The sequence below is a fragment of the Enterobacter cloacae complex sp. HYC042_NIDB genome (assembly GCF_056673315.1).
The window spans coordinates 604190-629128 of sequence record NZ_CP109650.1; the positions used below are offsets into that span (position 1 = coordinate 604190).

General features: G+C 56.5%; 21 protein-coding genes, 3 tRNA genes and 1 pseudogene. 14 read left to right on the forward strand and 11 right to left on the reverse strand.

What is annotated here, in order from left to right; translation table 11 throughout:
• Nucleotides 1-39: 39 nt before the first annotated feature.
• Nucleotides 40-639 carry a helix-turn-helix transcriptional regulator gene (locus OKF39_RS02895; RefSeq protein WP_479983453.1) on the reverse strand — a complete coding sequence of 200 codons (600 nt, stop codon included), beginning with the start codon at nt 637-639 and terminating at the stop codon, nt 40-42.
• 259 nt (nt 640-898) lie between these two features.
• On the opposite strand from OKF39_RS02895, the gene sugE reads away from it, so the two are divergent.
• Nucleotides 899-1216, forward strand: a complete 318-nt coding sequence (sugE, locus tag OKF39_RS02900; RefSeq protein WP_006178944.1) for a quaternary ammonium compound efflux SMR transporter SugE — start codon at nt 899-901, stop codon at nt 1214-1216.
• Here the strand turns inward: sugE and OKF39_RS02905 are convergent.
• Both OKF39_RS02905 and blaACT read right to left on the reverse strand, forming a co-directional pair.
• A complete protein-coding gene (locus tag OKF39_RS02905) occupies nt 1213-1743 on the reverse strand; it encodes a lipocalin family protein (protein ID WP_028015236.1) in 531 nt (176 codons plus the stop codon). The two genes, sugE and OKF39_RS02905, sit on opposite strands and share 4 nt — an antisense overlap.
• A 105-nt stretch (nt 1744-1848) precedes the next feature.
• A complete protein-coding gene (gene blaACT / locus OKF39_RS02910; RefSeq protein ID WP_224066186.1) occupies nt 1849-2994 on the reverse strand; it encodes an ACT family cephalosporin-hydrolyzing class C beta-lactamase in 1146 nt (381 codons plus the stop codon).
• Between the two features lie 132 nt (nt 2995-3126).
• Between blaACT and ampR the strand changes: the two genes are divergently transcribed.
• Nucleotides 3127-4002, forward strand: coding sequence for a LysR family transcriptional regulator AmpR (gene ampR / locus OKF39_RS02915; RefSeq protein WP_153656813.1), 876 nt, complete (start codon nt 3127-3129; stop codon nt 4000-4002).
• Between the two features lie 29 nt (nt 4003-4031).
• Here ampR and frdD read toward each other — a convergent pair whose 3' ends face one another.
• The 4 genes from frdD to frdA are packed head-to-tail and all read right to left on the reverse strand — an operon-like array spanning nt 4032 to nt 7325.
• Complete coding sequence (frdD, locus tag OKF39_RS02920) at nt 4032-4391, reverse strand: fumarate reductase subunit FrdD (protein ID WP_000609653.1); 360 nt, start codon at nt 4389-4391, stop codon at nt 4032-4034.
• 10 nt (nt 4392-4401) lie between these two features.
• Nucleotides 4402-4797, reverse strand: coding sequence for a fumarate reductase subunit FrdC (gene frdC, locus OKF39_RS02925; protein ID WP_028015239.1), 396 nt, complete (start codon nt 4795-4797; stop codon nt 4402-4404).
• 10 nt (nt 4798-4807) lie between these two features.
• Nucleotides 4808-5542, reverse strand: a complete 735-nt coding sequence (locus OKF39_RS02930) for a succinate dehydrogenase/fumarate reductase iron-sulfur subunit (protein ID WP_041911494.1) — start codon at nt 5540-5542, stop codon at nt 4808-4810.
• Nucleotides 5535-7325, reverse strand: a complete 1791-nt coding sequence (gene frdA / locus OKF39_RS02935) for a fumarate reductase (quinol) flavoprotein subunit (protein WP_028015241.1) — start codon at nt 7323-7325, stop codon at nt 5535-5537. The genes OKF39_RS02930 and frdA overlap by 8 nt, the downstream gene beginning before the upstream one ends.
• Before the next feature lie 310 nt (nt 7326-7635).
• Here frdA and epmA point away from each other — a divergent pair, with 310 nt between their 5' ends.
• The gene (gene epmA, locus OKF39_RS02940) at nt 7636-8613 is read left to right on the forward strand and encodes an elongation factor P--(R)-beta-lysine ligase (protein WP_041911493.1); all 978 of its coding nucleotides are present in this window, start codon (nt 7636-7638) and stop codon (nt 8611-8613) included.
• Nucleotides 8614-8811: 198 nt separating this feature from the next.
• Nucleotides 8812-10310 (forward strand): annotated as a pseudogene (gene yjeM, locus OKF39_RS02945) (glutamate/gamma-aminobutyrate family transporter YjeM).
• A gap of 37 nt (nt 10311-10347) precedes the next feature.
• On the opposite strand, the gene mscM reads toward yjeM, so the two are convergent.
• The 3 genes from mscM to rsgA all read right to left on the reverse strand — a co-directional run bounded on the left by mscM (nt 10348) and on the right by rsgA (nt 15809).
• The gene (gene mscM / locus OKF39_RS02950; RefSeq protein ID WP_193360245.1) at nt 10348-13671 is read right to left on the reverse strand and encodes a miniconductance mechanosensitive channel MscM; all 3324 of its coding nucleotides are present in this window, start codon (nt 13669-13671) and stop codon (nt 10348-10350) included.
• 19 nt (nt 13672-13690) lie between these two features.
• The gene (asd, locus tag OKF39_RS02955) at nt 13691-14659 is read right to left on the reverse strand and encodes an archaetidylserine decarboxylase (RefSeq protein WP_028015245.1); all 969 of its coding nucleotides are present in this window, start codon (nt 14657-14659) and stop codon (nt 13691-13693) included.
• A gap of 97 nt (nt 14660-14756) precedes the next feature.
• Entirely contained in the window at nt 14757-15809 is a 1053-nt protein-coding gene (gene rsgA / locus OKF39_RS02960) for a small ribosomal subunit biogenesis GTPase RsgA (RefSeq protein ID WP_032644955.1), read from the reverse strand.
• Nucleotides 15810-15916: 107 nt separating this feature from the next.
• On the opposite strand from rsgA, the gene orn reads away from it, so the two are divergent.
• The 4 genes from orn (at nt 15917) to OKF39_RS02980 (ending at nt 16958) form a co-directional block, all read left to right on the forward strand.
• A complete protein-coding gene (gene orn / locus OKF39_RS02965) occupies nt 15917-16462 on the forward strand; it encodes an oligoribonuclease (RefSeq protein ID WP_028015247.1) in 546 nt (181 codons plus the stop codon).
• A 196-nt stretch (nt 16463-16658) separates the two neighbouring features.
• A tRNA-Gly gene (locus OKF39_RS02970) sits at nt 16659-16734 on the forward strand.
• A 36-nt stretch (nt 16735-16770) separates the two neighbouring features.
• A tRNA-Gly gene (locus OKF39_RS02975) sits at nt 16771-16846 on the forward strand.
• A gap of 36 nt (nt 16847-16882) precedes the next feature.
• A tRNA-Gly gene (locus tag OKF39_RS02980) sits at nt 16883-16958 on the forward strand.
• Between the two features lie 270 nt (nt 16959-17228).
• Here OKF39_RS02980 and queG read toward each other — a convergent pair.
• Nucleotides 17229-18368 carry a tRNA epoxyqueuosine(34) reductase QueG gene (queG, locus tag OKF39_RS02985; protein ID WP_028015248.1) on the reverse strand — a complete coding sequence of 380 codons (1140 nt, stop codon included), beginning with the start codon at nt 18366-18368 and terminating at the stop codon, nt 17229-17231.
• On the opposite strand from queG, the gene nnr reads away from it, so the two are divergent.
• The 6 genes from nnr (at nt 18367) to hfq (ending at nt 24889) form a co-directional block, all read left to right on the forward strand.
• Nucleotides 18367-19890: a bifunctional ADP-dependent NAD(P)H-hydrate dehydratase/NAD(P)H-hydrate epimerase gene (gene nnr, locus OKF39_RS02990; RefSeq protein ID WP_248038562.1), complete on the forward strand. Its 1524-nt coding sequence runs from the start codon at nt 18367-18369 to the stop codon at nt 19888-19890. The two genes, queG and nnr, sit on opposite strands and share 2 nt — an antisense overlap.
• Complete coding sequence (gene tsaE, locus OKF39_RS02995) at nt 19883-20344, forward strand: tRNA (adenosine(37)-N6)-threonylcarbamoyltransferase complex ATPase subunit type 1 TsaE (protein WP_028015250.1); 462 nt, start codon at nt 19883-19885, stop codon at nt 20342-20344. The genes nnr and tsaE overlap by 8 nt, the downstream gene beginning before the upstream one ends.
• A gap of 16 nt (nt 20345-20360) precedes the next feature.
• The gene (gene amiB / locus OKF39_RS03000; RefSeq protein WP_479983454.1) at nt 20361-21695 is read left to right on the forward strand and encodes an N-acetylmuramoyl-L-alanine amidase AmiB; all 1335 of its coding nucleotides are present in this window, start codon (nt 20361-20363) and stop codon (nt 21693-21695) included.
• Nucleotides 21696-21704: 9 nt separating this feature from the next.
• Nucleotides 21705-23549 (forward strand): DNA mismatch repair endonuclease MutL, encoded by a 1845-nt coding sequence (gene mutL / locus OKF39_RS03005; RefSeq protein WP_479983455.1) that lies wholly within the window; start codon nt 21705-21707, stop codon nt 23547-23549.
• Nucleotides 23542-24492: a tRNA (adenosine(37)-N6)-dimethylallyltransferase MiaA gene (gene miaA / locus OKF39_RS03010; protein WP_028015253.1), complete on the forward strand. Its 951-nt coding sequence runs from the start codon at nt 23542-23544 to the stop codon at nt 24490-24492. The genes mutL and miaA overlap by 8 nt, the downstream gene beginning before the upstream one ends.
• Before the next feature lie 85 nt (nt 24493-24577).
• Nucleotides 24578-24889, forward strand: coding sequence for an RNA chaperone Hfq (gene hfq, locus OKF39_RS03015; protein WP_013095287.1), 312 nt, complete (start codon nt 24578-24580; stop codon nt 24887-24889).
• Nucleotides 24890-24939 lie beyond the last annotated feature (50 nt).

Consider the following 24939-nt stretch of genomic DNA (forward strand, 5'->3'; position numbering starts at 1 on the left):
GAAGCATGGACGGTACGGCACGTGAGTTTCACCGTACCGTCAATTCTCTGCTTCCTGCAGGGATAAAAACGGTGAAAAGCGTGTATCCATATGCAGCTTCATGCGGATATTGCGTTTATAGGTATAAACCGTTTTTCCGTTAATGCTCAGGTGAGCGGCTATCTTTTGGTTGCTCGCGCCGTCCATCCATAACGTCAACACTTTCTCCTCCTGTCGTGTCAGCAAGGGGGCGGCCACCGTCGGGCGGTACGTGCTTGCGCGCGAAATTAACGCGTCATTGATAACCGTCGCGATTTCCTCAAGAGGGGCATTTTTTATTAGCGAAGACCAGACCGGGAAGTTCCCGAGCCAGGTCGCCAGGTCCTTGTCCTCTTCCGATTGCAGCATAATAAAAGGTAATTTTTCGCTGGCATTCAGCAAAGAAGAGAGTTGCTGGAAATGGTGAATATCCTGCCTGAAACCATACAGGTCAGCGATGACCAGCTCAGGTTTCCATTGCAGAATGTGCTCCCTGGCGAGGAATAGATTGTTCAGCCCGGTCACAACGTAGTGCCCTGGGAACAAACCGGAATGATTGAGCCATGCTTCAAACCCGGTGCGGGTGAAGTGACAACGGTCAATCAAAAGAATCTTGAACATATTTTATTCGCAGTCGGCTAGTGGTTTGGCTTCCTGCCATCAGAAAGCACATCATCATAGAGAAGTCCGATGAGCTATAAATGCCTGAACTCCGTGCCATACTGCGGCTATTTCTGGGCTTAACGCGTTCATCAGAAAATGATTGAAAAAAAATCACACGCTAACCAAAATATGGGGTGTTATCTGCCTTGCGGGACGACCCGTAAGCGCTTCCTTCATCGGGGACGGCCCCAACTGTTTTTAAGTTAAGGAGCCCGAGATGTCCTGGATTATTCTCTTTATTGCTGGTCTGCTCGAAGTGGTATGGGCGATTGGTCTCAAGTACACCCACGGATTTACCCGCCTGACGCCCAGCGTTATTACCGTTACGGCGATGATCGTGAGCATTGTTCTGCTATCGTGGGCAATGCGTTCTCTGCCCGTGGGAACTGCCTATGCCGTCTGGACGGGGATCGGTGCCGTAGGCGCGGCCATTACCGGCATTCTGCTGCTGGGTGAGTCAGCGAGCCTGGCGCGCATTGCCAGCCTCGCTCTGATTGTTGCCGGTATCATTGGGCTGAAGCTCAGTACCCATTAACGGGGCTGTTTTACCCAAATAAGTTTCGACACATCAAACCCCTGTCGGGTCGCGACGTCCAGCATCTGCTGTTTCATTTCTGACGAAATAGTTGGCGTGCGGGAAAGTATCCACAGATAGTCGCGATCCGGCCCGCAGACCAGCGCGTGACGGTACTCTCTGTCGAGTGCTATTACGTTATAGCCGCCATAAAACGGGCCGAAGAAAGAGACTTTGAGCGCGGCCCGTCGCGGGTCGCCAGTGAAGTAGGCTTTCCCGACCGACTGCTGCCACATCTCCCGATCGGGATTATAGCCCCGGTTGATCACCTGAATACCGCCATCATCCATTGGGCTGTAATTAGCAGTAACCTTCTCTAAGCCCTGCTCAAACCGATGGTCGAGGCGCGCGATTTCATACCATGTTCCAAGGAAGCGTTGTGCATCAAAAGGCGTGACGACGGTAACGCCAGGAGGTGGGGTAGGGGAACTGCAGGCCACCACTAAAAACGCGGCTGTCACCGCGGCGATAACAGGCAAAATGCGCATAGGAGTTTCCTTACTGTTTTTTGTTAAGTGTAGATGACGGCAAGGAAAATGTGCTTTTTGTGCGGTGTGTTTCGCCGGGTAAGCGCAGCGCTACCCGGCAATGTTTTACTGCAGCGCGTCGAGGATACGGTATGCCGCCTCAACTCGCGCCGGGTTCGGATAGCTTTTATTCGCCAGCATCACAATGCCGAGCTGCTTTTCAGGAATAAAGGCCACGTAGCTGCCAAACCCGCCGGTGGAGCCCGTTTTGTGCACCCATGAGGCCTTAACCGGGGGAACGGGTGGATTCACTTCTCTCGCAGGCAACGGTGCCAGCGCCACCTTGTTATCACTGCCTCCGACGACGGTTTTGGCATCGACCGGCCAGTTAAGCATCTCCCAACCTAACCCCTGATACATGGCACCCACGCGCCAGTAGCGAGACTGCGCCAGCGTAATGCCTTGCTTCAGGGACGTATCCTGCAGTGCGTCAGGGGCCATATTGGCCATCACCCAGCTCGCCATATCCTGCACGTTGGTTTTCACGCCATATGCCTCTGCATCCAGCATGCCCGGTGAAACGTGGACCGCTTTACCGTCACGATATCCCCAGGCGTAATGCGTCTCCTCCGCTTTCGGAACGTTAATCCAGGTATGATCCAGCTTGAGCGGCTTAAAGACCCGCGTCGTCATGGCCTGCTCATAGCTCATGCCGGAAGGTTTGACCGCCAGCGCGCCAAAAAGACCGATGCTGGAGTTGGCGTAAAGACGCGTTGTGCCCGGCTTCCACTGAGGCTGCCAGTTTTGATAGAAGCGCAGCAGGGAAGCGTTATCTGTAACCTCATCGGGCACCTGTAAAGGCAGGCCACCGGCGGTGTAGGTTGCCAGATCCAGCATGCGAATCCCTTGCCACTGCTTGCCGGTCAGATCAGGCCAATATTTGGTTACCGGATCGCCCAGCGAAATTTCGCCGCGGGCAATAGCATCGCCCCCCAGCACGCCGGTGAAGGTTTTACTTATAGAGCCCAGCTCGAACAGGGTTTGCGGGGTGACGGGTTTGTTCGCCGCGATATCGGCCTTTCCAAAGGTAAAGTAGTGTGGCTGGCCCTGATAAATCACGGCCACCGCCATGCCTGGAATACCCTGCGCTTTCATCAGGGGCGTAACGTTACGTTCTACCACGTCAGCCAGCTGTTTTTCCGACATCGGCGCGGCGAGTACAGAGCAGGATGTGCTGAGCAGCAGGGCGCAGCAAAGGAATTTTTTCATCATCAATTATCTTCCATAATAGCAGGTCAAGGGAGTGTCCGGGCCCGGCAGACCGCTGTAGTCTGTTGGATTTGACTATGGCTGACAAACGGTTAAATTTAGCATGAGCTGTTAATTTTTCTAACGGATGGAACAATGACCCGCAGCTATCTTCCGCTTAATTCGCTTCGCGCCTTCGAAGCGGCCGCCCGGCACCTCAGTTTTACGCATGCCGCGATAGAGCTGAACGTCACCCATTCCGCCATCAGCCAGCACGTTAAGGCGCTGGAGCAGCATCTGAATTGCCAGCTGTTTGTCCGCGTCTCGCGCGGCCTGATGCTGACAACCGAGGGTGAAAATCTGCTGCCGGTGCTGAATGATTCATTCGATCGTATCGCCGGAATGCTGGATCGCTTTGCCAGCCAGCGCGCTCAGGAGAAGCTAAAAATTGGGGTAGTAGGGACTTTCGCCACGGGTATCCTGTTCTCTCATCTCGCGGACTTTCGCCGCTGTTATCCGCATATCGATCTTCACCTTTCCACCCATAACAACCGCGTCGATCCGGCTGCTGAAGGGCTTGATTATACGATCCGCTACGGCGGTGGGGCGTGGCACGGCACCGAGGCGCAATTCCTGTGCCCTGCGCCGCTGGCGCCGCTTTGCTCGCCCGAAATCGCCGCCGTGCTCCAGTCTCCGGCCGACATCCTGAAGTTTACCCTGCTGCGCTCTTACCGACGCGACGAATGGTCGGCGTGGATGCAGGCGGCAGGCGAGCATCCTCCGTCGCCAACGCACCGGGTGATGGTGTTTGATTCGTCTGTCACCATGCTGGAAGCCGCACAGGCAGGTATGGGCATTGCCATTGCGCCTGTCGATATGTTTACCCATTTGCTGAACAGCGAGCGCATCGTGCAGCCGTTTACAACGCAAATTGATCTGGGCAGTTACTGGTTAACGAGACTGCAGTCGCGGGCTGAAACGTCCGCAATGCGTGAATTTGCCCTGTGGCTGGTGGGAAAGATGCAGAAATAAAAGGCCCGCCGGATGGCGGGCCAGAAGCGTCAGATAGTGACCACGGCAATCAGCGTCACCACGGTCAGGATGGTTGCCAGCCCGTAGAACACCCATTTACCGCTCGGCACATGGATTTTCAGGTCATGCATCGCATGGTGAATGCGGTGCAGGCCGCACCACAGCGGCAGGACGATCATCAGGAAGATGAACACGCGGCCAATAAAGCTGCTCGCAAACGCCAGCACGCGCTCGTAGCTCAGCGCATCGCCCGGAAACAGCCCCAGCGGCAGCATAATGCCGACCAGCAGGATGATCACCGGGGCGATGATGGCACTCCACATGCCGCCTGCGCCAAACAGGCCCCAGAAGACCGGCTCGTCTGAACGTTTTGGATTTGGATTGATCACAGTAGTCTCCTTACCAGAACAGTGCGACAAACAGAATGACAACAGTGACCAGGATCGTCACTGCCCATAGCCCTTTAATGACTGGCTCCGGCCCCATTTTTTCGTCTTTAATGATGATGTTTGCCGCTTTTGGCGCCAGTTCAAACCAGGTTTTGGTATGAAGTAGCGCCGCCGCGAGCGCGATCAGGTTCAGAACCACGATGATTGGGTTTTGCAGGAAACCGACAAAGTTCGCCCAGGTTTCCGGCCCGTGTTTAAGGGCAAAAACGCCATACATTAACTCAAGGCTGAACCAGACCGCCGGTACCGCCGTGCCTTCACGCAGCATATAGAAGCGATAAAACGGCAGGTTTTTCCACCAGGTGGACGGCACAGGCCGCACGTAGGCTTTGCGTTTAGTCGTCATCATGCACTCCTTAGCGTGGTTTCAGGGTAGCGATAAGAAAGTCTTTCGAGCTTTCCACTTTACCCTGCTGAATTGCGGCGGCCGGGTCGACGTGCTTCGGACAGACTTCGGAGCAGTAGCCCACAAACGTACAGGTCCAGACGCCGTTCTGGCCGTTTAGCTGCGCCATACGTTCTTTTTTGCCGTGGTCGCGGCTGTCTTCGTTATAGCGGTGCGCCAGGGTAATGGCGGCCGGGCCGATGAACTCCGGGTTCAGGCCAAACTGAGGACAGGCGGCGTAACACAGGCCGCAGTTGATGCAGCCGGAGAACTGATGGTATTTCGCCATCTGCGCCGGCGTCTGGGTGTTCGGACCCTGGTCCGGCGTGCGCGGGTTGCCGATGATGTACGGCTTAATCGCTTCCAGGCTTTCGATAAAGTGGGTCATATCGACCACCAGATCGCGCTCAATCGGGAAGTTGCCCAGTGCTTCAACCTTAATGCCTTTGGTGTAGTCACGCAGGAAGGTTTTACAGGCCAGCTTCGGCACCTTGTTGACCATCATGCCGCAGGAGCCGCAGATCGCCATGCGGCAGGACCAGCGGTAGCTCAGGTCCGGCGCCAGGTTGTCTTTGATATAGCCGAGCGCATCCAGGAGGGAGGTTTGCTCGTCATAAGGCACTTCGTAGAAAGCGCTGTGGGGGGCGGTATCCACTTCCGGGTTGTAGCGCACCACTTCAACTTTCAATTTTTGCATCTCAGCCATTCGCCTTCTCCTTCTTCTCGGCGGCTTCTGCTTCTGCGCCATACACGCGTTTAGCCGGTGGCAGCGTGGTGATTTTCACGTCGCTGTAGTCCAGACGCGTGGTGCCATCCGCATCGCGCCAGGCGAGAGTGTGTTTCAGGAAATTGACGTCGTCACGTTCGGTGCAGCCTTCGTCCAGACGCTGGTGGGCGCCGCGAGACTCTTTACGCGCCAGCGCAGAGTGCGCCATACATTCCGCGACGTTCAGGCCGTGGCCAAGCTCAATGGTATAGAGCAGGTCGGTGTTGAAGACGCTGGAGGTATCAGTGATGCGCACGCGCTTGAAGCGCTCCTGAAGCTCCGCCAGCTTGTCGACGGTTTTCTGCATCAGTTCCGGCGTACGGTAGATACCGCAGCCTTCTTCCATCGACAGGCCCATCTCGTCGCGGATCTTCGACCAGTTCTCGTTACCTTCCTGGTTCACCAGATCCTTCAGGCGTTTTTCAACGTCTGTGACCTGCGCATCCAGCGCCGCACCGTTTGCTTCGCCTGCGGTCGCCGCACGCTCCATGGCGCGCTCGCCCGCCATGCGGCCAAAGACGACCAGCTCTGCCAGCGAGTTAGAGCCCAGACGGTTGGCGCCGTGCAGGCCGACGGAGGAACACTCGCCCACCGCGAAAAGCCCTTTAATGCGGGTTTCACACTGCTGGTCGGTTTCAATCCCGCCCATGGTGTAGTGCGCGGTTGGGCGTACCGGTATCGGCTCTTTCACCGGGTCGACGCCCACGTAGGCTTTTGCCAGTTCGCAGATAAACGGCAGACGCTCCAGCAGTTTCTTCTCGCCCAGGTGACGCAGGTCGAGATAGACCACGTCGCCGCGCGGCGTTGAGATGGTGTTGCCCTTGCGCCACTCGTGCCAGAAGGCCTGAGAAACTTTGTCGCGCGGGCCGAGCTCCATGTATTTGTTCTTCGGCTCGCCGAGCGGGGTTTCCGGGCCCATGCCGTAATCCTGCAGATAACGGTAGCCGTTTTTGTTGACCAGAATACCGCCTTCACCGCGGCAGCCTTCCGTCATCAAAATGCCGGAGCCCGGCAGGCCGGTTGGGTGATACTGCACAAACTCCATATCGCGCAGCGGCACGCCGTGGCTCAGCGCCATGCCCATCCCGTCGCCGGTGACGATGCCGCCGTTGGTGTTGTAGCGATAGACGCGACCCGCACCGCCCGTTGCCATCACCACCGCATTGGCGCGGATCTGGACGAGCGTGCCTTCCATCATATTCATCGCCACCAGGCCACGTGCATGACCGTCGTCGACCAGAATGTCGAGGACAAAATGTTCATCGAAGCGCTGAATTTGTGGGAACTGAAGGGAGGTCTGGAAGAGGGTGTGCAGCATGTGGAAGCCGGTCTTATCGGCGGCGAACCAGGTACGTTCGATCTTCATGCCACCGAAGCGGCGGACGTTGACGCTGCCGTCCGGACGGCGGCTCCACGGGCATCCCCATTGTTCCAGTTGGGTCATCTCCGTTGGGCAATGGTGCACGAAGTAGTCAACGACATCCTGCTCGCAAAGCCAGTCGCCCCCTGCAACCGTGTCGTGGAAATGGTATTCGAAGCTGTCATGATCCTGCGCGACGGCGGCGGATCCTCCTTCTGCTGCCACCGTGTGGCTGCGCATCGGATAGACTTTTGAAATCAATGCGATTTTAGCGTTCGGGTTGGCTTGTGCCGCAGCAATTGCAGCGCGTAATCCAGCCCCGCCAGCGCCTATTACGGCAAGATCGGCTTGAAAAGTTTGCACGACATTCCTCCAGATTTTTGTTTTCCCGCAATGCGATGCACTAAAGGAAGTTCACCTGCCCGAACGGGCGATTGCGGAAGCGATTCCACTGCTCCTTTATGGGTATAACAGTATAACCGCGTAGATGTGAGGGAAATTTGACGTGTTCGATTTTTTTGCTGTTCTGTGCGGTGATTTATCATCGTGATTGATGAAATGCATCACAGAATAATCCACATAAATGAAATACGCGTTTTTACTGCGCAAAATTTGTCTCTGCCACTGCTAACGAGTAGACTTCGTGCCCTTGTCTGAAATCGGAGAAAAACTCATGAGCGAAACGGCCACCTGGCAGCCGAGCGCATCCATCCCAAATCTGTTAAAACGCGCCGCAATTATGACGGAGATCCGCCGTTTCTTTGCCGACCGCGGCGTCCTGGAGGTGGAAACCCCGTGCATGAGTCAGGCAACGGTAACGGATATTCATCTGGTCCCGTTTGAAACCCGTTTTGTTGGCCCAGGCCACTCCCAGGGCATGAATCTGTATCTGATGACCAGCCCGGAATATCACATGAAGCGCCTGCTGGCGGCGGGGTGTGGTCCGGTGTATCAGCTGTGCCGCAGCTTCCGTAATGAAGAGATGGGGCGTCACCACAACCCGGAATTCACCATGCTGGAGTGGTACCGCCCGCACTATGATATGTACCGCCTGATGAATGAGGTGGACGATCTGCTGCAGCAGGTACTGGACTGCTCAGAAGCCGAAACGCTCTCCTATCAACAGGCCTTCCAGCGCCATCTGGAAATCGATCCGCTGTCGGCGGACAAAGCTCAGCTGCGTGAAGTGGCGGCAAAACTGGATCTGAGCAACGTGGCGGATACCGAAGAGGATCGCGACACGCTGCTGCAGCTACTGTTCACCTTCGGCGTGGAACCGCAGATTGGCAAAGATCGCCCGACGTTTGTCTATCACTTCCCGGCAAGCCAGGCGTCACTGGCGCAGATTAGCACCGAAGACCACCGCGTGGCGGAACGTTTTGAGGTCTATTACAAAGGTATTGAGCTGGCGAACGGCTTCCACGAACTGACCGACGCGCGCGAACAGCAGCAGCGTTTCGAGCAGGACAACCGTAAGCGCGCCGCACGCGGTCTGCCGCAGCAGCCGATTGATGTTAACTTGCTGGAAGCATTAAAAGCCGGTCTGCCGGATTGCTCCGGCGTGGCGCTGGGCGTGGATCGTCTGGTCATGCTGGCGCTGGGCGCCGAGCAGCTGGGCGATGTGATTGCCTTTACGGTCGATCGCGCCTAAAGCATGGCCGGGTGGCGCTGTCGCTTACCCGGCATATAGTATCTGTGGCAATATTCCTTTCCATTTCTTCTCCGCAACATTAAAAACTACCATTTTCTCTGTACACGGGTCTTTTTCTTAAATTGCCTCGTATAGCCACAATATTAGTCTGGTCATCTGCTACCATCCGCGCAGTTTAATTCCTCTTCGGATGGTTATATGTCCCAGTCACTCAAAAAGATGACCCTCACCGGGCTCATTCTGATGATTTTTACGTCAGTTTTTGGCTTTGCCAACAGCCCGTCGGCTTTCTATCTGATGGGCTACAGCGCGACGCCGTTTTATATCGTTTCTGCTCTGTTCTTCTTTATCCCGTTTGCGCTGATGATGGCGGAGATGGGCTCGGCTTACCGGAAAGAAGAGGGCGGTATCTATTCATGGATGAACAATAGCATCGGCCCGCGCTACGCGTTTATCGGCACGTTTATGTGGTTCTCCTCCTACGTCGTCTGGATGGTCAGCACGGCGGCCAAAGTCTGGGTGCCCTTCTCCACGTTTCTTTTCGGTGCGGATAAAACGCAGGTCTGGTCTTTAGCCGGGCTGAGCTCCACGCAGGTGGTCGGGATTCTGGCGGTGTGCTGGATGGTGGTGGTGACGCTGGTGGCGTCAAAAGGCATCAACAAAATTGCCCGTATCACCGCCGTTGGCGGTATTTCCGTGATGTGCCTGAATCTGGTGCTGCTGCTGGTGAGTATCGCCATTCTGTGCCTGAACGGCGGACACTTCGCGCAGGAGGTGAACTTCGTTTCATCGCCTAATCCGGGCTATCAGTCCGGGCTGGCCATGCTCTCCTTCGTGGTATTTGCCATTTTTGCCTACGGCGGTATTGAAGCGGTAGGTGGGCTGGTCGATAAGACCGAGAACCCGGAAAAAACTTTGCCAAAGGGATTATTTTTGCCGCCATCGTGATTTCCATCGGCTATTCGCTGGCGATTTTCCTCTGGGGCGTTAGCACTAACTGGCAGCAGGTGTTGAGTAACAATACCACTAACCTCGGGAACATCACCTACGTGCTGATGAAAAGCCTGGGAATGACGCTGGGTAACGCCATGCACCTGACGCCGGAAGCATCGGCCACCATGGGGATCTGGTTTGCGCGCATTACCGGCCTGTCGATGTTCCTTGCCTATACCGGCGCGTTCTTCACGCTAATCTATTCGCCGCTGAAAGCAATCATCCAGGGTACGCCAAAAGCGCTGTGGCCGGCACGCATGACGCAGCTCAATACCGCAGGCATGCCTGCCAACGCCATGTGGATGCAGTGTCTGCTGGTGTGCGTGTTCATTCTGCTGGTGTCATTTGGCGGTGATACCGCGTCTGCGTTCTATAACAAGCTGACCCTGATGGCGAACGTGTCGATGACGTTGCCGTACCTGTTCCTGACGCTGGCGTTCCCGTTCTTTAAGGCGAAGCGGGATCTTGAGCGTCCGTTTGTGATCTTCAAAACCCGCGCGGCAACGCTGCTGGCGACCACGGTGGTGGTGCTGGTCGTGGCGTTTGCCAACATCTTTACCGTTATTCAGCCCATAGTTGAGGCGAACGACTGGAACAGCGCGCTGTGGATGGTTGGTGGGCCAGTCTTCTTCTCGCTGCTGGCGATGGGGATTTATGAGAATTACCGCCGGCGCTCAATGGCGTACGTCACGGAAGTGGCGTAGCGGTAAAATGCCCCTCCCGAAAGGGAGGGGAGAACGATTACAGACTTCCCGCCGGGCGCGATCTTGCCGCCGACGTGAGCGTTTTACCCATCTTGCGTCCGTCCATGCTTTCCAGACGCATCTGGAACGGTGGGAACGGCATATCAATACCATGCTCGCGGAAGCCCGCCAGAATCAACTGGTGGATCTCATGGCGCAGCGGCATGCGGTGCCCCATTTCGGCGGCGTAGATACGCAACTCGAAAATCTGGATCCCCTGCTGTAAATCAACCAGGAATACTTCCGGCGCAGGGTTATCGAGCACCAGCGTACAGCGTTCAGCGGCGGTGTAGAGGATCTGCGTGACCTCTTCACTGTTGGCATCCGACGGCGCCGGTACCGTCAGCACCACGCGCGTAACGGAGTCCGACAGGGACCAGTTGATAAACTGCTCGGTAATAAATGCCTTGTTCGGCACGATGATCTCTTTACGGTCCCAGTCGCTGATCGTGGTGGCGCGGGTGTTGATCTTCGTTACGCTCCCGGTCAGATCGCGGATCGTCACCGTATCGCCAATGCGAATCGGCTTTTCAAACAGGATGATCAGGCCGGATACAAAGTTAGCGAAAATCTCCTGCATGCCAAAGCCAAGGCCAAACGTCAGCGCGGCCACCAGCCACTGCAGTTTAGACCACTCAATACCAATCATTGAGAACCCGACCATTCCGCCAAACAGCAGTATCAGGTATTTCGTAATGGTCGTAATGGCGTATCCCGTGCCGGGGGTTAAATCCAGATGCTGCAGCAGCGCCAGCTCCAGCAGAGCCGGGAAGTTACGCACCAGTTGGGTGGTGATGATCAGCACCAGGATGGCAATCAGCACCGCGCCTAAGGTGATCGGCTCCAGGCTTTCAACGCCCTGCACCGTGGACGTCACGTCCCACAGAGAGATGTTCTCCAGGAAGCCAAACGCGGAGTGAATTTCCGACCACAGGAAGATCACCGACAGAAGGGCAATCAGCATCAGGAGGGAGCGCACCAGGCGCAGAGACTGGGTACTGATGGCATCCAGATCCAGTTCGACCTCGTCCGCATCCATCGTGCCTTCCGTGCTGTTGACATGGGTTGGCTCTTCCTCGCCACGGGCACGCTGAGCGAGGATCTCTGCCCTGCGATGCTTGGCGCGGTCAAAGGCCAGACGGCGGCGCTGGATCAGCATCCCGCGCCGGATCACGTGATACACCACCAGCAGCAGGAACCAGATCGCCACCGACGTTTCCAGTCGCGCCAGCAGCGCCTGCGAGGTTGCCAGGTAACCTACCGCCGCTGCCAGCATCGCAATCAGAGGAGCGCTCAGCAGCAGGTTCCAGAGCAGCCGGTTGAACATGTTGTCGCCGCTGCCGGATTTATCCAGATAGAGCGGTATCCCCGCGCGTTTCAGGCTGAGCGTGACGATGGCCAGCGCGCCGCAGATCAGCATAAAGCAGAGGCGGCCCAGCGAGCCTGAGAATTCCCGGTCGTTGAGATTATCAAACATGATCAGCGCCATAATCAGCGGCACAATCAGCCCGATGCTCATCAGGTAATAGCGCATGGCGCGCGCCACGCGGTTACGAGGCCAGCCAAAGTGGGCGATGAACAGGCCGTTAGGCCGCGCGAACGTCGCGCAAATCATCACCACCCACAGCAACGGTACCGTGGCGGTGACGCCATCGCCAATGGCGACCGCGAGCGGATAGGGCCAGGCTTCCCGCAGGCCATAGCCAAGCGTCATCCACAGCACCGGTAGCGGAGAGGCGACGAGAATCGACCAGAACACGGTGCGCAGCGTCAGCCAGAAGTGATCCTGAGTGACTTTCCCCACCCGCGCGCTGGAACGCTCCAGGAAGCGGGTGAAATGTCTGCGCGAATAAATGCTGAAGCCCACCAGAACCAACGCGCCAAGCAGCGGGAAAATCGTCTCTTTACTGGTCAGCATCATCACGCTGGCCTGTCCGAGCTGGCTGAAGGTGTCGAGGGAAATCAGGCGGCGCAGATCCTGAACAATCTCAATTGGCCACGAGAAGGTCATTGGACGTACGTCGGATGTCCAGAAGAGATAACGGTGCGTAGCCTCGTTCACCTCTTTCAGCGCGTCTTCCAGCTGGCTGTTAGAGACCTTGAGCTTAGTCAGTTCCAGAATCAGCGTATCCCCGCCCTGCAGCAGGGAGTTCAGCAGTTCGCGCTGGGTGCGCAGCTGGGCTTCCAGAATACGGTTTTGCTCGCTGGTCAGAGGTTGTCCGTCAGACTGACGGATCTGGCGTATTTGCGGCTGCTTATTGAGAAGATCTTCAAAGTGCAGTCGCTGCACGCGCAGCTGGGCCATCTCGGTATCCAGCTGCTGCGGTTTCGGCATTTCCGGCAGGCGCGCGACCTGGGCGCGTAACGCTTCGCCCAGCAGGTTTGATGACCCGAGCCACTGGGACTGCTCGCGCAGGGTGTTGAGCGCCTGGCGCACCTGCAGGGTTTGATTCGTCGCCTGACGCTGCTGGGAGGCAACCAGATCCATACGCTGCGCCTGCTGATTCAGGGCGGCAGAAAGCTCGCGGTTGACCTTAAACTGATCGACGATACCTTCCGGCAGATTGGCGCTGTTTTCCGCCAGCAGCTCGGTGCTTTCAAGCGCTCGCTCGGCTTCGCGCTGGCGCTGGCTGTTAAGCAAATTACGCAGGGCCTGAAGGTACGCATCCAGCTGCTCGCTCTGCTTCTGAGCGAGTTCAGAGCGCATCCGCGCCAGCTCCTGGCGGTTGTTGGCGGAAAGCTGCGCCAGCTCCAGCTCATCCACAAGGGCCTTCAGACGGGCAGATTCCGCCTGCAGACCCAGATTTTGCGCCTGAGCCTGCGGCGTGTTGCCGCTTTGCGTACCCACGCGGCGCTCAACGTCGTTAAGCTGGCGGCGGGCGTCGGTTTGCTGCTGCGGAAGCTGGCTGAGGGAGTCGGCAATTTCACGCGCTCGCTCCTGCTCCTGCTGAGCCTGGCGGCTCTTTTCCAGGAGCTGGCTGCTGACCTGCAGGATTTCCTGGTTCAGGGCGTCGGTGGTCATGCCTTCCGGCACTTCGCGCGGCTCATCGCGCAGATTAGCGAGTTGCGCGCGCAGCGTTTGCGAGAGTTTAGGGAAGTTGTCGATAACCTGCTGATACTGCTGAGCGCGCTCAAGCGAGCCTTTCCGCTCTTCAAGCGCGTTCAGTGCGGACTGGAGTGACTCAACGGTCTCTGGCTGAGCGGGTTTAGCCGCTTTCGCCTGCTCCAGCTCCTGGGTTATCTGTTTGGCGTCGGGGGCTGTCGCTGCGTACGCCCCCATGCTGAGGCACCAGGCCATCAGTAGAACGATAATCGGGCGCACGTCAGCGATCCTTCTTTTGTTAGCCTTCGTCTTTTTTGTCGTCAACCAGCGGGCTGGCGTCGTGCTCGGCGTCGATCTCTTCTTGCGGCAGCGGAGCAGGTTCTGCATCCGGCGTCACGAAGGTTTCGGTAGAGACCGCCAGCGGCTGACCCAGTTTGGTGACCGACAGGCTTTCGAGCTGCTCAGCCAGCTTCACTTTGCCCGGCGCAAACAGGTTGATGACGGTAGAGCCCAGCTTGAAGCGACCCATTTCCTGGCCTTTCAGCAGGGCGACAGAACCTTCTTCTTCACCGGCAGGCCACGTCCAGCGCTTGATCACGCCTTCACGCGGCGGGGTAATGGTGCCAGCCCAGACGGTTTCGATGCTGCCGACAATGGTCGCGCCCACCAGAATCTGCGCCATAGGGCCGAACTCAGTATCGAACAGGCAGATGACGCGTTCGTTACGGGCAAACAGGTTCGGTACGTTTTGCGCGGTCAGGTGGTTCACGGAGAACAGATCGCCCGGCACGTAGATCATCTCACGCAGGATACCGTTACACGGCATGTGTACGCGGTGGTAGTCGCGCGGTGACAGATAGGTGGTGGCAAAGGTGCCGTTGCGGAACAGGTCCGCCATCAGGTAATTGCCCGCCAGCAGCGCTTCCAGGCTGTAGTTATGGCCTTTCGCCTGCAGGATTTTGTCGTCTTCGATGTTACCCAACTGGCTGATCACGCCGTCTGCTGGCATCACCAGGACGTTAGGGTCGGTGTTCAGCGGGCGCACTTCGTCGCGCAGCGGGCGCACGAAAAACTCGTTGAACGTGCGGTAGCTGGCGGTGTCCGGCTTCTGCGCTTCTTTCATGTCGACCTTGTAATACTTAACGAAAAGGTCGATGACCAGTTTGGTCAGCCAGCCCGCGCGTTTGCTTGCGCCCCAGCCCGCCAGGCGAGTGAGCCACAGTTTTGGCAGAATGTATTGAAGCGAAAGTTTAAATGCGTTTAACAAGGTAGCCTCCAGGCCATTGTTTTGTCGTTCCTGATCCGGCAGTAAGCCGCCGGAACCTGAAAAAAGGGGACGATTTTAGCGATGCTTAGCTTAGTTGTCAGTTATCAGAATCAGAAAAGTTTTTACGCGTTTTTACCTGATCCATGCTCTCAAGAATGCGGTGGTAATTCTCGAAGCGGGTCTCCGCGATTTCACCTTTCTCAACCGCTTCGCGGATAGCGCAGCCTGGATCGTTATCGTGTTTGCAGTCGCGGTATTTGCAAGCGCCTAAATAATCATGGAATTCGACAAATCCATTAAAGATTTGTTCCGGCTCAAGATGCCATAAACCGAATTCACGCACGCCCGGTGAGTCGATCACATCGCCGCCGTGCGGGAAGTGATACAGGCGTGATGCGGTGGTGGTGTGTTGGCCCAGACCCGAGACGTCAGACACATCGTTAGTGAGGATTTCCTGCTGGAGGCCGAGAAGGTTGTTTAGCAGGCTCGATTTCCCCACGCCGGACTGACCCGCAAAGATGCTGATGCGATCGGTAAGCGCCTCTTCCAGCGGTTTCAGTCCGTCTTTGGTGTAGCTGGACACCATCAGAACGCGGTAGCCAATCTTGCGGTAGATATCCATCTGCTCATTAACGAAAGCCATCCCTTCGTCATCCAGCAGATCGATTTTGTTCAGCACGATAATCGGTTCAACCTGCAGCGTTTCACAGGCGACAAGGTATCGGTCGATAATATTGAGCGAAAGTTCGGGCAAAATCGCCGATACGATGACAATCTGGTTAATGTTGGCGGCAATCGGCTTCACCCCGTCGTAAAAATCGGGACGGGTTAACACGGACGTACGCTCATGGACCGCTTCAACGATACCTTTTACCGTAACGCCCTCTGCCGCCTCTTTACCCGGTCGCCAGACGACGCGGTCGCCGGTCACCAGAGAACGAATGGTCCGGCGAATGTTACAGCGGTGGATTTCGCCATCGGCGGATTCCACGTCGGCGTGCATACCGAAACGGCTGATAACTACGCCTTCCGTTGGTTCGCCAAACAGGTTGTCGTCGTAATCGACCTTCTCCGAAGTGGTTTTAAGACGGCGCTGATGATTGGCATTCACGCGGCGCTGCTGCCCTTTGGAGAGTTTATTTTTACTCAATCGCACTGGCTCCTGGTCGCCCGTAAGGGGCAAAACCTCTATGATACACTCTAATTAATACTAGTTAACCTGCTACTGCCGGTTATGCGAGAAGGGTGGAAAATAACATGAGCGCGGATGAAAACAACCTGATTTGGATCGATCTCGAAATGACCGGGCTGGATCCCGAGCGCGATCGCATTATTGAGATTGCAACTCTGGTGACCGATGCCAACCTGAATATCCTTGCCGAAGGGCCAACGATTGCGGTGCATCAGTCCGACGACCAGCTTGCGCTGATGGATGAGTGGAACGTGCGTACCCACACCGGCAGCGGTCTTGTCGAGCGCGTGAAGGCGAGCACGCTGGGCGATCGCGAGGCGGAACTGGCGACGCTCGAATTTCTGAAGCAGTGGGTACCAGCGGGTAAATCGCCGATCTGCGGGAACAGCATCGGTCAGGATCGCCGTTTCCTCTTCAAGTACATGCCGGAGCTGGAGTCTTACTTCCATTACCGCTATCTGGACGTGAGCACCCTGAAAGAACTGGCGCGCCGCTGGAAACCTGAAATTTTGGACGGCTTTAAAAAACAGGGTACGCACCAGGCGATGGACGATATCCGCGAGTCTGTGGCGGAACTCGCGTACTACCGCGAAAACTTTATTAAGCTGTGATTTTGAGATCCGGCACCTTGCGTGGCCGGGTTTTTGTCGTTAAATTGTTCAGCTTGCCGATTAAATAAGCACTTGAACTGAATTTCGAAAAAATCACTTTAAGGGGGGTTGCAGCTAAAAGGATTTCTCGTATAATGCGCCTCCCGTAACGACAGAGAATTACACGTTACGACAGCAACAAAAGCAGTACAGATTTGCGGGAATAGCTCAGTTGGTAGAGCACGACCTTGCCAAGGTCGGGGTCGCGAGTTCGAGTCTCGTTTCCCGCTCCAAAATTTGAAGGTGCTTCCACAGCACAGACTGCCCAAGCGGGAATAGCTCAGTTGGTAGAGCACGACCTTGCCAAGGTCGGGGTCGCGAGTTCGAGTCTCGTTTCCCGCTCCAAAATTTGAAAGTGCTTCTAAAGCACGGACCACCCAAGCGGGAATAGCTCAGTTGGTAGAGCACGACCTTGCCAAGGTCGGGGTCGCGAGTTCGAGTCTCGTTTCCCGCTCCAAATTCTTCTTCATCTCTAAAATATCCACAGCGAAAAGACGCGCTGGGGACGTTTTCTATTGCATCTGAAATACTCTTGTAAACAGAGTTATCCACAGAATTCTCGCTTTACCCAAACCGTACAGAAAGTTAGCAGGGTGAATAATATCTTTCCAAGGCACTGTATTAATTGGATAAAATTTCATTTCAAAATGTTATTGAGATCACTTGACCTCTTCTCAAGTCCAGATGGCGCTTGAGTTTTTATTTTTATACACAGGCTGTGAATATATCACGCATCCCGCGTAAGCCCTTTTTCAATCACCCTAACCAGCCGCTGTTTCTTAGGAAGCTGCACCTCGACCACGCAGGCATTTCGCTTCTCGATTTGCTGCGCAATCGCCCATTCTATGTGTTCATCAAGAAGTGGGTGCTCACCTCTACGGCTTTCGAGCGCCTGAATATTCGCTTCATCCCACGGGGCATTGCCCAGCGCGACGGCCACGTTTCGCAGCCAGCGCAGGTGGCCGATACGCCGAATAGCGGAACCTTCCGTCACCTTCAGGAACCAGGCTTCGGTCCAGGCGAACAGCTCAATAAGCTGTGGCGCATGCAGCGCTTTACGCGGGCTGAAGTCCTCTTCGTCCGTCAGCTGTGAATAGCGGTTCCACGGGCAAATCAGCTGGCAGTCGTCGCAGCCGTAGATCCGGTTGCCGATAAGCGGTCGGAATTCTTCCGGGATCGCCCCTTCAAGCTCTATCGTGAGATAGGAGATGCAGCGGCGGGCATCAACGGTGTAAGGCTCAACGATGGCGCCCGTCGGGCAGATGGTCATGCAGGCCACGCAGCGGCCACAGCCTTCCTCCACCGGGCCGTCTACCGGCAGGGGTAAATCTATCAGCAGCTCACCGAGGAAGAAGAACGATCCGGCGTCGCGGCTCAGGATAAGTGAGTGCTTACCTGTCCAGCCAAGTCCGGCTTTTTCGGCGATCGGGCGCTCAAGAACAGGCGCGGAATCGACAAAGGGTCTAAAATTCAGCGAATCACAGTGCTGCTGAATGGTTTCCCCGAGTTTTTTTAAGCGGTTACGCAGAAGCTTATGGTAATCACGCCCCAGAGCGTACCGGCTGACGTAACCCAGGGAGGGATTTTTTAGCGTGCGCGCAAAGGCCGCGTTGGCAGGCAGGTAGTTCATGCGCACGCTGATGACGCGTAGTGTACCCGGTAAAAGTTCATGTGGACGGGCGCGCATCATGCCGTGACGCGCCATCCACTCCATTTCGCCGTGGTATTGTTTGTCCAGCCAGGCCTGCAGTTTTGGCTCGCTGGCAGAGAGGTCGGTATCGGTAATGCCTACCTTCTGGAAGCCAAGCTCAGCACCCCACTGTTTTATTTTTTGCGCTAATTCATTGAGATCGAGGGGCTGTGACATGACGGACCATACGGTGAAGAAAAACCCCGCAAGTATACCACATTCCATCTGGCATGCGGATGACCTCCGGCGCGCCGAAAAAGAGGCCGCAGACAGTCTCGGCATTACCCTTTATGAACTGATGCAGCGCGCGGGAGAGGCGGCGTTTAACGTTGCCCGCAGCGCGTACCCGCAGTCCACTCACTGGCTGATTTTGTGCGGGCACGGCAATAACGGCGGCGACGGTTACGTCGTTGCGCGTCTTGCCGTTGCTGCCGGTCTCCGCGTTACCCTGCTGGCGCTGGAGAGTGATAAGCCCCTGCCGGAAGAGGCCTGCGCGGCGCGGGAGGCATGGCTGAACGCAGGCGGCGTGATTCATGCTCCTGATATCGTCTGGCCGGAAGATGTTGATCTGATTGTTGATGGTCTGCTGGGGACCGGGCTACGCAGCGCGCCTCGCGAAAACATTGCCGCGCTTATTGAACACGCTAACGGGTACTCTGCGCCGGTAGTCGCGCTGGATATTCCGTCGGGCCTGATCGCGCAGACCGGTGCGACGCCTGGCGCCGTTATTCAGGCTGCGCACACCGTGACCTTTATCGCCCTGAAGCCGGGCCTGTTAACCGGAAAAGCGCGGGATGTGGTCGGCGTATTGCACCATAACGCGCTGGGGCTGGAGAGCTGGCTCGTTGGACAGGAAACGCTCCTGTCGCGCTTTGATTCCTCGCAGCTAAAAGAGTGGCTTCCGCCGCGCCGCGCAACGTCTCACAAGGGCGACAACGGCAGGCTGGTGATTATTGGTGGCGATCGCGGTACGGCAGGAGCGGTTCGCATGACCGGTGAGGCGGCACTTCGCAGCGGTGCCGGGTTAGTGCGAGTACTCACTCGCATTGAAAATATTGCGCCAATCATCACAGCCCGACCGGAACTGATGGTCCATGAGCTTACGCCCCAGACGCTGGAAGAAAGCCTCGAATGGGCGGATGTGGTGGTTATTGGTCCCGGGCTTGGGCAACAGACATGGGGTAAACAGGCCCTGCAAAAGGTCGAGAATTTTCGTAAACCGATGCTGTGGGATGCCGACGCGCTTAACCTTCTGGCAATAAATCCGGATAAGCGTCACAATCGCATTCTGACGCCACACCCCGGCGAAGCCGCGCGCCTGCTTAACTGCAGCGTGGCAGAAATTGAAAGCGATCGCTTACTTTCTGCTCAGCGTCTGGTAAAACGTTACGGAGGTGTTGCCGTTTTGAAAGGGGCAGGCACCGTTGTCGCCAGTGACGAGACGCAGGGCATTATTGATGCCGGAAATGCGGGCATGGCGAGCGGCGGTATGGGCGATGTGCTTTCAGGCATCATCGGCGCATTGCTTGGACAGAAACTTCCCCTTTATGATGCAGCCTGTGCGGGCTGCGTGGCCCACGGCGCGGCAGCTGACAGGCTTGCTGCGCGGGAGGGGACACGCGGTATGCTGGCCACCGATCTCTTTTGCACGCTGCGGCGTGTTGTTAACCCGGATGTGATTGACGTAGAAAATGACTAATCGAGCGATTCCTTTACCTGATGAACAAGCCACTTTAGATCTCGGCAAGCGCGTGGCGCAGGCCTGTCAGGGGGCAACCGTCATTTATCTGTATGGCGATTTAGGTGCGGGTAAAACCACCTTCAGCCGGGGTTTTTTGCAGGCGTTAGGGCATAACGGGAACGTGAAAAGCCCTACCTACACGCTGGTCGAGCCGTACACCCTCGACAATCTTATGGTGTACCACTTTGATTTATACCGCCTTGCGGATCCTGAGGAGCTGGAATTTATGGGGATCCGTGATTATTTTGCCAACGACGCCATCTGCCTGGTGGAGTGGCCGCAACAAGGTGCGGGTGTGCTGCCTGACCCGGATGTCGAAATTCACTTAGATTACCAGGCTCAAGGGCGTGAGGCTCGCATCAGTGCGGTTTCCTCATCAGGGTGTTCCTTACTGGCGCGTCTCGCCGGTTAAGAGTAGGGATGACGGGATGATTAGTCGCGTTAAAGGTTGGGTGTTGGCTGCGACGGTGCTGCTGTGCGCGCAGGCCGGGGCGGCAAGCCTTTCGGATATTCAGGTGTCAAACGGCGAAAGCCAGGCGCGGATTACGTTCAGCTTTATGGGCGACCCTGAATACGCGTTTTCACAGCCAGACAGCCACAGCGTGGCGCTGGATATCAAACAGACAGGCGTGATCCAGGGATTACCGCTGCGGTTCAGCGGTAACAACCTGGTGAAAAGTATCCGCTCGGGTACCCCTCAGGACAGCCAGTCGCTGCGCCTGGTGGTCGATCTGACCGAAAAGGGCAAAACGAAGGCGGTGAAGCAGCAAAACGGGGCGAACTATACGGTGGTCTTCACCATCAATGCCGATGTTCCGCCGCCTCCGCCGCCACCGGTTGTCGCGAAACGCGTGGAAGAGCCGGTGTATACGCCTCGCCCATCGGAACCTGCGCGTAATCCGTTTAAATCGCAGAACGATCGCATCACCGCGGCAACCAGCAGTAACACGGTAACGCGTCCGGCGGTCAGCGCACAGCGTACGGTCAGCGGTGACAAAGTGATTATCGCCATTGATGCCGGGCACGGTGGACAGGATCCTGGAGCGATTGGCCCAGGCGGCACGCGAGAGAAAAATGTTACTATTGCGGTGGCCCGCAAGCTGCGGACGCTGTTAAACGATGATCCGATGTTTAAAGGCGTACTAACCCGCGACGGCGACTATTTTATCTCTGTGATGGGCCGCTCAGACGTGGCGCGTAAGCAAAACGCCAATTTCCTGGTCTCCATTCACGCGGATGCCGCACCGAACCGTAACGCGACGGGCGCCTCGGTATGGGTCCTGTCGAACCGCCGGGCAAACAGCGAAATGGCCAACTGGCTGGAAGAGCATGAGAAACAGTCTGAACTGTTAGGCGGTGCGGGTGATGTGCTGGCAAACAGCCAGTCTGACCCATACCTCAGCCAGGCGGTGCTGGATTTACAGTTCGGTCATTCTCAGCGCGTCGGGTATGATGTCGCCACTAACGTATTGAACCAGTTGCAGGGCATCGGGGCATTGCATAAGCGCCGCCCTGAACATGCGAGCCTGGGCGTTCTGCGCTCGCCGGATATTCCGTCAATTCTGGTAGAGACGGGCTTTATCAGCAATAACAGTGAAGAGCGCCTGCTGGGCAGCGACAGCTATCAGCAGCAAATTGCCGAAGCGATTTATAACGGTTTACGTAAATATTTTGAGGCGCATCCTCTGCAGTCCGCGCCGCAGGGCGGAGCAGCCCAGACGGCCAGCGCCGCGCAGCCGGGTGGGTTGACCGCCACAAATTAAGGAGATTTCATGCCGATTCAGGTTCTGCCGCCGCAGCTCGCGAACCAAATCGCCGCCGGTGAGGTGGTGGAACGCCCTGCGTCGGTGGTGAAGGAGCTGGTTGAAAATAGCCTCGATGCGGGCGCCACCCGCATTGATATTGATATCGAACGCGGCGGCGCAAAGCTTATCCGCATTCGCGACAACGGCTGCGGCATCAAAAAAGAGGAGCTGGCGCTGGCGCTGGCGCGTCATGCCACCAGTAAAATTGCCTCTCTGGATGACCTGGAAGCGATTATCAGCCTCGGTTTTCGCGGCGAAGCGCTGGCCAGTATCAGCTCGGTTTCTCGTTTAACGCTGACCTCCCGCACCGCTGAACAGCAGGAAGCCTGGCAGGCCTACGCTGAAGGGCGGGATATGGACGTCACGGTCAAACCCGCGGCGCACCCTGTCGGTACTACGCTGGAAGTTCTGGACCTGTTCTACAATACTCCCGCCCGCCGCAAGTTTATGCGTACCGAAAAAACCGAGTTCGGCCATATCGACGAGATCATCCGCCGAATTGCGCTCGCCCGTTTCGACGTCACCATCAACCTCAGCCATAACGGCAAGGTAATGCGCCAGTACCGCGCGGTGGCTGAAGGTGGTCAGAAAGAGCGGCGGTTAGGCGCTATCTGCGGGACGCCGTTCCTGGAGCAGGCGTTGGCTATCGAGTGGCAGCACGGCGATCTGGCTTTACGCGGCTGGGTGGCCGATCCGAACGCCAGTAGCGCGGCGTATTCTGAAATTCAGTATTGCTACGTGAACGGCCGCATGATGCGCGACCGCCTCATTAACCACGCCATTCGCCAGGCCTGCGAAGACAAGCTCGGGGCCGATCAGCAACCGGCCTTTGTGCTTTATCTGGAGATCGACCCGCATCAGGTGGATGTCAACGTCCATCCTGCCAAGCATGAAGTACGTTTCCATCAGTCGCGTCTGGTGCATGATTTTATCTACCAGGGCGTGCTGAGCGTGCTGCAACAGCAGCTTGAACCCACGCTGCCGCTGGAAAAAGAAGACTCCGCACCGCGCCCCATTCCGGAAAACCGTGTTGCTGCGGGCCGCAACCATTTTGCGGAGCCTGCCGTCGCGCGTGGACCAGACGCCCCGCGTTTTTCCTCTGCAGGAGCCGCGCCGCGTCCGACGGGCGTGAACTACCCGAACGCTCAGCCCGGCTATCAGAAGCAGCAGGGGGCGCTGTACCGTAAACTGCTGGAAACGCCCGCAGTCGAGCGCAAAGAGCACGTTTCGGTGGCGACACCTTCCCTTGAAGGCCATAGCCAGAGTTTTGGCCGGGTGCTGACGATTATCGCACCGGATATGGCCCTGCTTGAGCGCGACGGCAAACTGCTGCTTCTGGCGCTGCCGGTTGCCGAACGCTGGCTCAAGCAGGCGCAACTGACGCCAGGGGAAAATGCGGCCTGTACGCAGCCGTTATTGATCCCGGTTCGCCTGAAAATATCCGCTGAAGAAACAAGGGTATTGCAGCGTGCAGAGGCCCAGCTGGCGCAAATGGGCATTGAAATTGTGCTCGAACCACAACATGTGACAATTCGCGCAGTGCCTTTACCCTTACGCCAACAAAATTTACAAAACTTGATTCCTGAACTGATAGGCTACCTGGCGCAGCAAACATCGTTGGAGGCTGCCAACACCGCGCAGTGGATCGCCCGCCATCTGGCCAGCGAACATTCACCGTGGAGTATGGCGCAGGCGATTACCGTGCTGGCGGAGGTGGAACGCCTCTGCCCACAGCTGGTGAAAGCGCCGCCGGGTGGGTTATTACAACCTGTTGATTTAAAAACGGCGATGACCGCCCTGAAACATGACTGACGTAAGCAAGGCGAGCCTGCCAAAGGCAATTTTTTTAATGGGCCCAACGGCCTCTGGCAAAACAGCGTTAGCCATTGAGTTACGTAAAGTTTTGCCTGTAGAGTTGATTAGCGTTGATTCCGCCCTCATCTATCGAGGGATGGACATCGGCACGGCGAAGCCCGGCGCAGACGAACTGCGTGCGGCACCGCACCGTTTGCTGGATATTCTCGACCCGGCAGAGGCTTACTCCGCAGCGGATTTCCGCCGGGATGCCTTAGCTGAGATGGCCGAGATAACGGCGGCGGGGCGTATACCGCTGTTGGTTGGCGGAACCATGCTCTACTTCAAGGCGCTGCTCGAAGGTTTGTCACCCTTACCTTCTGCAGATCCTGAAATCAGAGCAAAGATTGAGCAGCAGGCGGCAGAGCAGGGGTGGGACGCATTGCATAAGCAACTGGCAGAGATTGACCCGGTTGCGGCGGCGCGAATCCATCCAAACGATCCGCAAAGGCTTTCCCGGGCACTGGAAGTTTTTTTCATTTCGGGTAAAACTTTAACGGAACTGACGCAAACGTCAGGAGACGCTCTGCCGTATCAGGTGCATCAGTTCGCCATCGCCCCGGCGAGCCGTGAACTGCTCCATCAACGAATTGAGCAGCGTTTTCATCAGATGTTGGCTTCAGATTTTGAAGCAGAAGTGCGGGCGCTATTTGCCCGTGGAGATTTGCATACGGATATGCCTTCCGTTCGTTGTGTGGGATACCGCCAGATGTGGTCGTATCTTGAAGGTGAGATTTCATACGATGAAATGGTTTATCGAGGTGTTTGCGCCACGAGACAGTTAGCGAAGCGCCAGATCACCTGGTTGCGCGGTTGGGAGGGGGTTCACTGGTTAGACAGTGAAAAACCGCAACAGGCGTTAAACGATGTGATTGAGGTTGTTGGTGATATCGCCCACTGAATGTGTACAATTGAGACGTATCGTGCGCAATTTTTCAGAATCGCAAGGTTCTAAGTACAAAACAAGCATATAAGGAAAAGATAGAATGGCTAAGGGGCAATCTTTACAAGATCCGTTCCTGAACGCATTGCGTCGGGAACGTGTTCCAGTTTCTATTTATTTGGTGAATGGTATTAAGCTGCAAGGTCAGATTGAGTCTTTCGATCAGTTCGTGATCCTGTTGAAAAACACGGTCAGCCAGATGGTCTACAAGCACGCTATCTCTACTGTTGTTCCGTCCCGTCCGGTCTCTCATCACAGCAATAACGCTGGCGGCGGCACAGGCAGTAACTACCATCATGGCAGCAACGCGCAGGGTTCTTCTGCTCCTGCGCAGGACAGCGACGAGACCGAATAAGGTTTTAGCTGTTATCCACACGGGGAGCCAGGGATCCTGCGTTCCCCGCT

What these genes read in the sequence shown, in the direction of transcription:
- ampR (WP_153656813.1), top strand. Translation starts at nt 3,127, where the DNA reads ATGACCCGCAGCTATCTTCCGCTTAATTCGCTTCGCGCCTTCGAAGCG.
- sugE (WP_006178944.1), top strand. Translation starts at nt 899, where the DNA reads ATGTCCTGGATTATTCTCTTTATTGCTGGTCTGCTCGAAGTGGTATGG.
- blaACT (WP_224066186.1), bottom strand. Translation starts at nt 2,994, where the DNA reads ATGATGAAAAAATTCCTTTGCTGCGCCCTGCTGCTCAGCACATCCTGC.
- miaA (WP_028015253.1), top strand. Translation starts at nt 23,542, where the DNA reads ATGACTGACGTAAGCAAGGCGAGCCTGCCAAAGGCAATTTTTTTAATG.
- OKF39_RS02930 (WP_041911494.1), bottom strand. Translation starts at nt 5,542, where the DNA reads ATGGCTGAGATGCAAAAATTGAAAGTTGAAGTGGTGCGCTACAACCCG.
- epmA (WP_041911493.1), top strand. Translation starts at nt 7,636, where the DNA reads ATGAGCGAAACGGCCACCTGGCAGCCGAGCGCATCCATCCCAAATCTG.
- OKF39_RS02895 (WP_479983453.1), bottom strand. Translation starts at nt 639, where the DNA reads ATGTTCAAGATTCTTTTGATTGACCGTTGTCACTTCACCCGCACCGGG.
- nnr (WP_248038562.1), top strand. Translation starts at nt 18,367, where the DNA reads ATGACGGACCATACGGTGAAGAAAAACCCCGCAAGTATACCACATTCC.
- orn (WP_028015247.1), top strand. Translation starts at nt 15,917, where the DNA reads ATGAGCGCGGATGAAAACAACCTGATTTGGATCGATCTCGAAATGACC.
- tsaE (WP_028015250.1), top strand. Translation starts at nt 19,883, where the DNA reads ATGACTAATCGAGCGATTCCTTTACCTGATGAACAAGCCACTTTAGAT.
- OKF39_RS02905 (WP_028015236.1), bottom strand. Translation starts at nt 1,743, where the DNA reads ATGCGCATTTTGCCTGTTATCGCCGCGGTGACAGCCGCGTTTTTAGTG.
- mutL (WP_479983455.1), top strand. Translation starts at nt 21,705, where the DNA reads ATGCCGATTCAGGTTCTGCCGCCGCAGCTCGCGAACCAAATCGCCGCC.
- hfq (WP_013095287.1), top strand. Translation starts at nt 24,578, where the DNA reads ATGGCTAAGGGGCAATCTTTACAAGATCCGTTCCTGAACGCATTGCGT.
- amiB (WP_479983454.1), top strand. Translation starts at nt 20,361, where the DNA reads ATGATTAGTCGCGTTAAAGGTTGGGTGTTGGCTGCGACGGTGCTGCTG.
- frdC (WP_028015239.1), bottom strand. Translation starts at nt 4,797, where the DNA reads ATGACGACTAAACGCAAAGCCTACGTGCGGCCTGTGCCGTCCACCTGG.
- queG (WP_028015248.1), bottom strand. Translation starts at nt 18,368, where the DNA reads ATGTCACAGCCCCTCGATCTCAATGAATTAGCGCAAAAAATAAAACAG.